The organism is uncultured Methylobacterium sp., from assembly GCF_964244095.1.
In the GTDB taxonomy this organism is placed as follows: Bacteria; Pseudomonadota; Alphaproteobacteria; order Rhizobiales; family Beijerinckiaceae; genus Methylobacterium.
This window is the reverse complement of record NZ_CAXTHR010000139.1, coordinates 1-10635: the sequence shown is the minus strand read 5'-3', so window position 1 is coordinate 10635 and position 10635 is coordinate 1. Positions and strand designations below refer to the sequence as shown.

The following is a 10635-nucleotide window of genomic DNA, read 5'->3' as shown; positions in this document are numbered from 1 at the left end:
CGATGGCCGAGGTGGTGCTCAACCAGCTCTACCGCTTCACGCCGCTGCAATCCTCGTTCGGCTGCAACATGGTTGCGCTGAACGGCGGCCGCCCCGAGCTGATGAACCTGAAGGACCTGCTCCAGGCCTTCATCGATTTTCGCGAGGACGTGGTCTCGCGCAGGACGAAGTTCCTGCTGAACAAGGCGCGCGAGCGCGCCCACGTGCTGTGCGGACTGGCCATCGCGGTGGCCAACATCGACGAGGTGATCCGCCTGATCCGCACCTCGCCGGACCCGAACACGGCTCGCGAGGCCCTGATGGCGCGCGACTGGCCGGCCCACGACATCGCGCCGCTGATCGCGCTGGTGGACGACCCGCGCCACCGGGTGAAGGACGACGGCACCTATCGCCTCTCCGAGGTGCAGGCCCGCGCCATCCTCGATCTCCGCCTCCAGCGCCTCACCGCGCTCGGCCGCGACGAGGTCGGAGACGAGTTGAAGTCGCTGGCCGACGAGATCGCCGACTACCTCGACATCCTGCGTTCGCGGGTGCGGATCATGGCCATCGTCAAGGACGAGCTCGCCGAGGCGCGCACGCAGTTCGCCACGCCCCGGCGCACGGTGATCCTCGACTACGATTCGAGCGTGGACGACGAGGACCTGATTCAGCGCGAGGACATGGTCGTGACCGTGTCCCATGCCGGCTACGTCAAGCGCGTGCCGCTCTCGACCTACCGGGCGCAGCGCCGCGGCGGCAAGGGCCGCGCCGGCATGACCACCCGCGAGGAGGACTTCGTCACCCGCCTGTTCGTGGCGAGCACGCATACGCCGGTGCTGTTCTTCTCCAGCCAAGGCCAAGCCTACAAGGAGAAGGTCTGGCGCTTGCCCGTGGCCGCGCCGAACGCGCGGGGCAAGGCGCTCGTCAACATCCTCCAGCTCCAAGACCAGGCCGAGCGCATCACCACGATCATGCCGCTGCCGGAGGACGAGGCTTCCTGGGAGACGCTGGACGTGATGTTCGCCACCGCGAGCGGAGGCGTCCGGCGCAACAAGCTCTCCGACTTCGTACAGGTGAACCGCAACGGCAAGATCGCGATGAAGCTCGATCCGGGCGACCACATCGTCCACGTCGAGATCTGCCGGCCCGAGCAGAACGTGCTGCTCACCACCGCGCTCGGCCAGTGCATCCGCTTCCCGGTGGAGGACGTGCGGGTGTTCAAGGGCCGCGATTCCACCGGCGTGCGCGGCATCAGCCTGGGCAAGGGCGACCGCGTCATCTCGATGACGATCCTCAACGGCTTCGAGGCGACGCCGGAGGAGCGCGCCGGCTACCTCAAGATGAGCCGGGCCGTGCGCGGCGAGACCGCGGAGGCGGATGCGGGCGCCGATGCCGAGGAGAGCGTCGTCGAGGCCGCCGTCTCGCTCGACCGCTACAACGACATGAGCCTGCACGAGCAGTTCGTGCTGACGCTGGCCGAGCGCGGTTACGGCAAGCGCACCTCGTCGTTCGAGTACCGGACCTCGGGCCGCGGCGGAAAGGGCATCAAGGCGATGGAGGTCAACGCCCGCAACGGCAACCTCGTGGCCTCGTTCCCCGTCGAGGCCGCCGACCAGATCATGCTGGTGACCAATGCCGGCCAGCTCATCCGCGTACCGGTGGACGACATCCGCGTGGTCGGGCGCGCCTCGCAGGGCGTGACGGTGTTCGACACCGCCAAGGACGAGCGCGTCGTCTCGGTGGAGCACATCGCTGGCGAGGACGAGGGCGGAGAGATCGGCGACGAGACGGCCTGAGGGTCCCCGCGGCTCAGAACTCGCGCAGCGTCTGCCGCAGGGTGGTCGTCGTGTAGGCGCTGCGGGCGAGCCCGCGGCGCTGGAGCGCCGGCACGAGGCCGTCGCAGATGCCGTCGATGTAGATGCGCGTCAGGCGGTGGAACGGCGTCGCGATCAGGAAGCCGTCGCCGCCGACCTGGGCCATCGCGTCGCCCATCATGTCGGCGACGTCGTCCGGGGTCCCGACGAGTTCGAGGGCGCCCGTCGTGCCGCTGTCGCGCACGAGCTGGCGCAGGGTCTTGGGGCTCGGCGAGCCGTCCGGCTGCGTCTGGCAGAACTTGTCGAGCGCGCCCTGCTCGGCGTTGGTGGTCAGCGGCGGCAGGGCTGCGTCGAGGTCGAAGCGCGAGAAGTCGATGTCGGTGAACGAGCTGAACAGCGCCAGCGCCCGCTCGGCGTAGCCCGGCGCGGCGAGCGCGCGCTCGTACTGCTCCTGCGCCTGCGCGCGGGTCTCGGCCACCACCGGCGCGACCAGGGACAGCACCTTGATGTCGTCCGGGTTGCGGCCGGCGCCCGCCGCGAGCCGGCGGATGTCGTCGCGGTAGCTCTTCATGCCGGCGATCCCCGTCGTGCTCGCGATCACCGAATCGGCGTGCGTGGCCGCAAACAGCCGCCCGCGCGGCGAGCCGCCGGCCTGGATGTAGGCGGGCCGCCCCTGCGGCGGAGGCGTCGTCGTCAGCGGGCCGGCCGCGCTGTACCACCGCCCCTCGAAGTTCAGCGCGTGCACCTTGCTCGCGTCGGCGTAGGTGTCGGTCGCCGCGTCCCGGACGACGGCGCCGGGCTCCCAGGTCCCGATCAGGCGCTCGACGAGCTCGACGTACTCGTCGGCCATGTCGTAGCGGAGCTGGCGCGGCGGCAGTTCCGTCAGGCCGAGGTTCAGCGCTGAGGCGTGCTCGGCCGTCGTGACGATGTTCCAGCCGAAGCGGCCGCGCGTCATGTGATCGAGCGTTGCGACCAGCCGCGCGAGCATGAACGGCTTGTAGGCCAGCGTCGACAGCGTGATGACCAGGCCGAGGTTGCGCGTCACTGTCCCGAGGATCGCCGCGAGCGGCACCGGATCCTGCTTCGGCACCATGATGGCGTGCTTGAGGTAGGTCTCGCGGCTCCCCTTGTAGACCGCCGGGATGCTCAGCGTGTCCTCGATCAGCAGGTAGTCGAAGCAGGCGCGCTCCATGGCGCGCGCGAGGTCGAGATGCAGGTCGCCGGTCCAGGGCTCGGGCCCCGAGCCGAGGGGATCGTTCCAGGCGTTCTGGCCGAAATAGGTGAACCAGCCGAGGTGAAAGCGCCTGTCCTGCATCCGCGAGGGTCCCTTTGGTCCGCGTGCCGAGGTCGGTGCACGCGCGGGGCGGCACGCAAGAACGTGGCCGCGCCGGCGCGGCCGGCCCGCGGCCGTGATCGCCTCCGCGGTTCCCCTCGACGCCAAAATCCTCTACGCCGCCGGCCATGACCACTGCGCTCTATGCCGGCTCGTTCGATCCGGTCACGAACGGGCACCTCGACGTGATCCGCCAGGCCTGCCGGCTGGCCGCGCGCCTCGTCGTCGCCATCGGCGTCCACCCGGGCAAGGCTCCGCTGTTCTCGGCCGAGGACCGCGCGGCGATGCTGCGCGAGACCGGCGAACCCTTGGCGCGGGCCGAGGGCGCGACGCTGGACGTCGTCACCTTCGACGACCTCGCGGTCTCGGTCGCGCGCCGGCACGGCGCCGCGCTCTTCATCCGGGGCCTGCGCGACGGCACCGACCTCGATTACGAGATGCAGCTCGCCGGCATGAACGGCACCATGGCGCCCGAGGTGCAGACGGTGTTCGTGCCGGCCTCGATCCACGTCCGGCCGATCACCGCGACGCTGGTGCGCCAGATCGCGGCGATGGGCGGCGACGTCTCGCCGTTCGTGCCGGCCGCGGTCGCAGCCCGGCTCGCCGCCCGCGCCGGCAAGCCGCCCGCCGCCTGACCGCGTCGGTCACCGCGCAGAACCCCGGCACCCATTCAGGAGACGCCCCGACATGAACCGCCGCCACGCCGTCCTCGCTCCCGCCTTCGCCCTCGCGTTCGCCGCCGGCCTCGGCGCCTCCGGCAGCGCCCGAGCCGCCGACGCCAACACCGTCTACCTCGACACCAAGGACGGCCGCGTCACCGTCGAGCTGCGCCCGGACCTCGCGCCCAAGCACGTCAAGCAGTTGAAGACGCTGATCGGCCAGGGCTTCTACGACGGCCTCAAGTTCCACCGCGTCATGGACGGCTTCATGGCCCAGACCGGCGACCCGAAGGGCAACGGCACCGGCGGATCGAGCCTGCCCGACATCCCGGCCGAGTTCTCCGCGGCCCAGTTCCGCCGCGGCACGGTGGGGATGGCGCGCTCGTCCGATCCGAATTCGGCGAACTCCCAGTTCTTCATCTGCCTCGGCGACGCCGCGTTCCTCAACGGCCAGTACACGGTCGTCGGCCTCGTCTCCGACGGGATGGAGGTCGTGGACAAGATCAAGAAGGCCGCCCCCGGCGCCGCAGGCGGCTCGGTCCAGAACCCGGATAGGATCGTCAGGATGCAGCTTGCCGACAAGGCGAAGTAGGGCGCGATGCGGGCCGCCCGCGTCACGGCGGCGAGCCTGATCGCCCTCGCGCCGCCCGTCGCCGGCGCGTTGGCCGCCCGCGCCTTCGACGGGTATGCCGAGGACGGGGGCAGGCCGGGCTACCCGTTGAGCCTGCCGCAGACCCTGCGCGCCACCGTCGTTGTGCCCCTCGACCGCGCGCCGGCCGCGACCGCCGACACGCTGGCCGAGCTCTACCCGGTGCTGGCCGCGTGCTGGCGCCCGCCCGCCGCCCTCGAGCGCGCCGCGGGCGTCGAGATCACCGCCCGGCTCGCGCTGAGGCGCGACGGCAGCTTGCTCGGGGCGCCGCGGATCACCTATGCGACGGGCGTCGGGGGGCGGACCCGTCCGGCGCTGGTGCGCGCGACGCTGGACGGCCTGCGCCGCTGCCTGCCGGCGCCCGTCACCCCCGGCCTCGGCCGGGCGATCGCTGGGCGCCCCGTCGCCCTGCGCCTCGTCTATCGCCGGCCGCCGCGGGGGCCGGGCTGAACGAAACCGGCCGGCCGGCCGTTGCCGGCGCGAGCCTGCCCACCGCCCGACGCCGCTGGCGCCGCGCGCAACCCGCACAATCTGGAGACCGACATGGCCGACACCGAAACCCTCGTTCTGGAGACCACCAAGGGCCGCGTCGTGGTGGCCCTGCGCGCCGACCTCGCCCCCAACCACGTCGAGCGCATCCGGACGCTGGCGGGCCAGGGCTTCTACGACGGCGTGCCGTTCCACCGCGTCATCGACGGCTTCATGGCGCAGACCGGCGACCCGACCGGCACGGGCTCGGGCGGCTCGGACCTGCCCGACCTGAACGCCGAGTTCAACGCCGAGCCGCACGTGCGCGGCACCTGCTCCATGGCCCGCACCAACTTCCCGCACTCGGCCAACTCGCAGTTCTTCATCTGCTTCTCCGACGCGCGCTTCCTCGACAAGCAGTACACCGTCTGGGGTAAGGTCGTGGACGGCATGGACGTGGTCGATACCCTGAACAAGGGCGAGCCGCCGCGGACACCCGACACGATCGTCAAGGCGAGCATCGCGGCGGCCTGAGCCGGGCCGGGCCTTTTCCGGGGCGCTTGCGTGACCCGCGTGTCCTTCCCTCGCCCCCTTTGCGGGGGAGGGAGACTACGCGACCGAACCGATCAACCGGGGGGCGGACGGCGTCTCCGAGCCGTCCCGCCCGACGCGCGTCGCGCCGGCGCCTTCGGCCGAGGCGCGGGCTATCCCCGGCCCGCGAGCACCGCCTCCGCCCGCTCCAGGTCGTCCGGCGTGTTGACGTTCAAGAACGGATCGGCCGGCGCCGTCGGCCACGGCACCGCCGCGGAGCCGTGGCGGGTGAGGAACGCGCCGACCCGGCGCTCGCCGCGCTCGACGAGGGCGGCGCGGAGGTCGGCCCGCAGGCCCACGGGCCAGAGCGCCACGGTGTGGTGCGCCCGGTCGCCCGAGGCCGCGAGCACGATGGCCGCACGCCCGCGGGCGGCGAGGAGCCGGACGACGAGATCGTGCGGCAGGAACGGCAGGTCGCCGGACACGCTGACGACGGACGCCACGTCGGGATGGCGCGCGGCGGCATGGTCCAGCCCCGCCAGGATGCCCGCCAGCGGACCGGGATGATCGGCCACCGTGTCGGGCAGCACCGGTCCGGGAAAGTCCGGAAACCGCGCCGGGTCGCCGTTGGCGCTGAGCGCCAGCCCCGCGCATTGCGGCGCCAGCCGCTCCGTCACATGGTCGAGCAGCGTCCGGCCGCCGAGCCGCAGCAGCACCTTATCGCCGCCGCCCATGCGCCGCGCGAGGCCGCCGGCCAGGATCAGGCCGAGGACCGGCGGCATCAGGGGGCCTACTCGAACACGATCTTCGGCGCCGCGCGGCCCACCGGCGCGCCCGTCAGGTTCGCCCAGAGCTGCTTGGCGATGGCGCGGTAGACCGCGGCCTGCGGCCCGTCCGGCGCCGTTGCGACCACCGGCCGGCCGGCATCCGAGGTCTCGCGGATCGTCATGTTCAGCGGCACCTCGCCGAGGAACGGCACGCCGAGGCGCTGCGCCTCGATCCGCGCGCCGCCGTGCCCGAATATGTGCGATTCGTGGCCGCAATTCGGGCAGACGAAGGTCGCCATGTTCTCGATCACGCCGAGGATCGGCACCGCGACCTTCTTGAACATCGTCACGGCGCGGCGCGCGTCGATCAGCGCCAGATCCTGCGGCGTCGAGACGATGACGGCGCCCGACAGCGGCGTCGCCTGCGCCATGGTGAGCTGCGCGTCGCCGGTGCCCGGCGGCATGTCGACGATGAGCACGTCGAGCTCGCCCCACGCCACCTCCCGCAGCATCTGGGTCAGGGCCGACTGCACCATCGGCCCGCGCCAGATCATCGCCGTCTCGGGCTCGATCAGGAAGCCGATCGACATCACCTTGAGGCCGTAGCCCTCCATCGGCTCCATGGTCTTGCCGTCGATCACCTTCGGCTTGCCGGTGAGGCCGATGAGCTTGGGCACCGACGGCCCGTAGATGTCGGCATCGAGCAGGCCGACCCTCAAGCCCTGCGCCAGCAGCGCCAGCGCGAGGTTGCACGCGGTGGTCGACTTGCCGACGCCGCCCTTGCCCGAGGCCACCGCCACGATGTGGCGCACGCCCGGCAGCGCCGGCCCCTGGTTCGGCGGCGCGCCGGGCCGCGGCGGCGCCGCAGTGACCGGGCGCGGGGCCGCGCCGCTCTGCTCCGGCATGCCGGGGCCGCGCTCGGAGGTGAGGCTCGCGAACACCCCCGACACGCCCGGCATCGACAGCACCCGCCCTTCCGCGCTCTTGCGGATCGGCTCGAAGCGCGCGGCCTCGCTCGCATCGACCAGGATCGAGAACATCACCCGGTTCGTCGGGTCGACCACCACCTGCGAGAGCCGGCCGGAGGCGGGCAGGGGGGTACCGGCGGCATCGACCGTCACGGTCTGGAGCGCGCGCAGCACGTCGTCGCGGGTGATCGCCAAAGTCGGGCTCCTTCGCCGAATCCGGCATCGACGGCCGGGATCGCGTGCCGCCGGTGTAAACGCCCGCGCCGGAAACGCTACCCTCCGGAGCCCGCGCCGTCGTGCGGCCCCTGTGCGCAGGGCGGCCGCGCCTGAACCAACAGGAGCGTCGTCCGTTGTCGAACCACCGTTGACGCCGGCGGCGGGCCCGGCCCGCGACCGCTCAACAACACCGGAGAGACGAGTCGATGCACCAGGGCAACCACCGCGACCACGAGGGCGCGAAGAAGCTGTTTGAGCTGATCAAGGACATCAAAATCGCGATGATGACCACCGCCGACCCGGACGGCACGCTCAACAGCCGGCCGATGTGGAACAACGACGCCGACGAGCACGGCGACCTGTGGTTCTTCACCAAGCTGCACTCGCCGAAGACCGCCGAGATCAGCCGCGACAACCAGATCAACCTCGCCTATTCCGACCCGTCGAACCAGACCTACGTCTCGGTGGCCGGCAAGGCCGAGATCGTGCGCGATCAGGCGATCATCGACGACAAGTGGAACGAGAGCCTGAAGACGTGGTTCCCCAACGGCAAGGACGACCCGGAGGTCGCCCTGATCCGCGTGCACCCGGAGCAGGGCGCGTACTGGGACAGCCCCAACAGCAAGATGCTGCACCTCTACGGCTACGTGAAGGCCTCGCTCACCGGCGAGAGCCCCAAGCCCGACACCGGCAAGGTCTCGCTGGCCTGATCCGTCCGTAGGCCGGGGAGGCGGCGTGCCGGTGCCGGCGCGCCGCCTTCGTCATGCGCACCGTTGACTCGCGCATCGCCCTCGTGCGCCTTCGGCGGCGTCAGGCCCCCGATCCCCGAGTCCCCGAACATGCTCGACCTCGCGACGCGGGTCCACGACCACAACTTCAGCATCGATCCGATCGTCCGGTCGCTGCTCGACACCGATTTCTACAAGCTCCTGATGGGGCAGAGCATCCTGCGCCGCCACCGCGACGTGTCGGCCACCTTCGGCATCCACAACCGCACAACCCGCATCCGCATCGCCGACGAGGTCGATCCGGGGGCGCTGCGCGAGCAGCTCGACCACGCCCGCTCCCTGCGGCTCTCCCGCGGCGAGGCGACGTGGCTGCGCGGCAACGCCTTCTACGGCCGCCGCCGCATCCTCTCGGCCGAGTTCATCGCGTGGTTCGAGGGCTTTCGCCTGCCGGACTACGAGCTGGAGGCCCGCGACGGACAGGTCGAACTCACCTTCCACGGCCCCTGGGTCGAGACCACGATGTGGGAGGTGCCCGCGCTCGCCATCCTCAACGAGCTGCGCTCCCGCGCGGTGCTGCGCGCGCTCGGCAAGCTCGATCTCCAGGTGCTCTATGCCCGCGCGATGACGCGGGTCTGGGAGAAGATCGAGCGCCTGCGGCGGCTGCCGGACCTGTCGATCGCCGATTTCGGCACCCGCCGCCGGCACGGCTACCTGTGGCAGGACTGGTGCGTGCAGGCGATGGCCGAAGGGCTCGGCCCCGACAGGTTCCTCGGCACCTCGAACTGCCTGATCGCGCTGCGCCGCGAGGTCGAGGCGGTCGGCACCAACGCGCACGAATTGCCGATGGTCTACGCGGCTTTGGCCGAGGACGACGCGGCGCTGGCGCAGGCGCCCTACGACGTGCTGCGCGACTGGCAGGACGATTACGAGGGCAACCTGCTGGTGGTGCTGCCCGACACCTACGGCACGAGCGGGCTGCTGGCCGGCGCGCCGGACTGGCTCACCGCCTGGACCGGCATCCGCATCGATTCCAAGGACCCGATCGAGGGCGGCGAGGAGGCGATCGCGTTCTGGCGCGCGCGGGGCGCCGACCCGCGCGAGAAGCTCGCGATCTTCTCCGACGGGCTCGACATCGACACGATCGAGGCGATCCACGCGCATTTCCACGGGCGCCTGCGGATCGGCTACGGCTGGGGCACGCTGCTGACCAACGACTTTCGCGGACTGGTGCCGGACGGACGGCTCGATCCGGTCTCGCTCGTGTGCAAGGTTACGCACGCGAACGGGCGGCCGACGGTGAAGCTCTCCGACAACCCGACCAAGGCGCAGGGGCCGGAGGCCGAGGTCGCGCGCTACAAGCGGGTGTTCGGGGTTGGCGCGCAGGCGGCGATGGCGGTCGTGGTCTGACCGGGCAGGCCGCTGCCGCCGAACGCAGCCCGTCTCTCCTCCGCGGCGCCTGTCATCGGGACGGCCTTGAAACCGGCCCGTCTTGCGGCCCCGTGCCCGGCGCCGATCTTCGTACCAAGTCCGGCCCGGCCGTAGCCCGAAGGCGCGGCGACGCGGTCGAGACAGCAGGGAAGGAACGACCATGTCGCAGATCGATCGACGCGCCCTGATCGGCGCCGCCGGCCTCGCGCTCGCGGGACCGGCCGTCGGGGCCCCCGCGCAGGCGGCGGAGACCGCGGCCGCGAAAGCCTCGCCCGAGGCGAGGGACGTGACCCGCACGCTCGCCCGCTACGTCGTCGGCGCGCGGTTCGAGGACCTGCCGGCGGCGGTGCGCCGGGAAGCGACGCGCACCTTCCTGAACTGGGTCGGCGTCGCCATCGGCGGTTCGCACCACGAGACGCTGGACGTGGCGGTCTCGGCGCTGGCGCCGTTCTCCGGGCCGCCGCAGGCCGGGCTGTTCGGGCGCACCGAGCGCTTCGACATCATGAACGGCGCCTTCCTCAACGGCGTGTCGAGCCACATCTTCGACTACGACGACACCCACCTGAAGACCGTGATCCACCCGGCCGGCCCCGTCGCCTCGGCGATCCTCGCCTATGCCGAGATGCACCCGGTCTCGGGCGCCGACTTCCTCAACGCGCTGGTGCTCGGGATCGAGGCCGAGTGCCGGATCGGCAACGCGGTCTATCCGAACCATTACGACGTCGGCTGGCACATCACCGGCACCGCCGGCGTGTTCGGCGCCGCCGCCGCGGCGGGCAAGCTGATGGGCCTCACCGAACGGCAGATGGTCTACGCCCTCGGGCTCGCCGCCTCGCAGCCGGTGGGCCTGCGCGAATCGTTCGGCTCGATGAACAAGAGCTTCAATCCGGGCCGGGCCGCGGCCAACGGGCTGTTTGCCGCGATCCTGGCGGCCAAGGGCTTCACCTCGTCGGACGGGATGATCGAGGCCAAGCGCGGCTGGGCCAACACCGTCTCGACCAAGCAGGACTACCGCGAGATCACGGACGGCTTGGGGACGCGCTACGAGAGCCTGCTCAACACCTACAAGCCGTTCGCCTGCGGCATCGTCATGCA

At 71.5% G+C, this 10635-nt stretch carries 11 protein-coding genes; 8 read left to right on the top strand and 3 right to left on the bottom strand.

The genetic code is table 11. The annotated features are described in order from the left end of the window. The coding region (locus ACFE86_RS18035) for a DNA gyrase C-terminal beta-propeller domain-containing protein (protein WP_375456699.1) at window positions 1-1775 on the top strand (1775 nt) is incomplete at its 5' end. A 13-nt stretch (window positions 1776-1788) separates the two neighbouring features. Here ACFE86_RS18035 and ACFE86_RS18030 read toward each other — a convergent pair. Next, entirely contained in the window at window positions 1789-3108 is a 1320-nt protein-coding gene (locus ACFE86_RS18030; protein WP_375456698.1) for an NtaA/DmoA family FMN-dependent monooxygenase, read from the bottom strand. A 146-nt stretch (window positions 3109-3254) separates the two neighbouring features. Here ACFE86_RS18030 and coaD point away from each other — a divergent pair, with 146 nt between their 5' ends. The 4 genes from coaD to ACFE86_RS18010 all read left to right on the top strand — a co-directional run bounded on the left by coaD (window position 3255) and on the right by ACFE86_RS18010 (window position 5436). Then, window positions 3255-3761, top strand: coding sequence for a pantetheine-phosphate adenylyltransferase (gene coaD / locus ACFE86_RS18025; protein WP_375456697.1), 507 nt, complete (start codon window positions 3255-3257; stop codon window positions 3759-3761). 52 nt (window positions 3762-3813) lie between these two features. Beyond that, complete coding sequence (locus tag ACFE86_RS18020; protein ID WP_375456696.1) at window positions 3814-4377, top strand: peptidylprolyl isomerase; 564 nt, start codon at window positions 3814-3816, stop codon at window positions 4375-4377. Between the two features lie 6 nt (window positions 4378-4383). Then, on the top strand, window positions 4384-4884 hold the full coding sequence (locus ACFE86_RS18015; protein WP_375456695.1) for a hypothetical protein: 501 nt from the start codon (window positions 4384-4386) through the stop codon (window positions 4882-4884). A gap of 93 nt (window positions 4885-4977) precedes the next feature. Beyond that, complete coding sequence (locus ACFE86_RS18010) at window positions 4978-5436, top strand: peptidylprolyl isomerase (protein ID WP_375456694.1); 459 nt, start codon at window positions 4978-4980, stop codon at window positions 5434-5436. A 170-nt stretch (window positions 5437-5606) separates the two neighbouring features. On the opposite strand, the gene mobA is transcribed toward ACFE86_RS18010, so the two are convergent. After that, complete coding sequence (gene mobA, locus ACFE86_RS18005) at window positions 5607-6215, bottom strand: molybdenum cofactor guanylyltransferase MobA (protein WP_375456693.1); 609 nt, start codon at window positions 6213-6215, stop codon at window positions 5607-5609. Between the two features lie 8 nt (window positions 6216-6223). After that, window positions 6224-7363, bottom strand: a complete 1140-nt coding sequence (locus tag ACFE86_RS18000; protein ID WP_375456692.1) for a P-loop NTPase — start codon at window positions 7361-7363, stop codon at window positions 6224-6226. 227 nt (window positions 7364-7590) lie between these two features. On the opposite strand from ACFE86_RS18000, the gene ACFE86_RS17995 reads away from it, so the two are divergent. From ACFE86_RS17995 to ACFE86_RS17985, 3 genes are all read left to right on the top strand, one after another. Then, window positions 7591-8094, top strand: coding sequence for a pyridoxamine 5'-phosphate oxidase family protein (locus ACFE86_RS17995; RefSeq protein ID WP_375456691.1), 504 nt, complete (start codon window positions 7591-7593; stop codon window positions 8092-8094). A 129-nt stretch (window positions 8095-8223) separates the two neighbouring features. Further along, window positions 8224-9519, top strand: coding sequence for a nicotinate phosphoribosyltransferase (locus ACFE86_RS17990; RefSeq protein WP_375456690.1), 1296 nt, complete (start codon window positions 8224-8226; stop codon window positions 9517-9519). A gap of 181 nt (window positions 9520-9700) precedes the next feature. Continuing rightward, window positions 9701-10635: MmgE/PrpD family protein (locus tag ACFE86_RS17985; RefSeq protein WP_375456689.1), on the top strand; the 935-nt coding region annotated here is incomplete at its 3' end.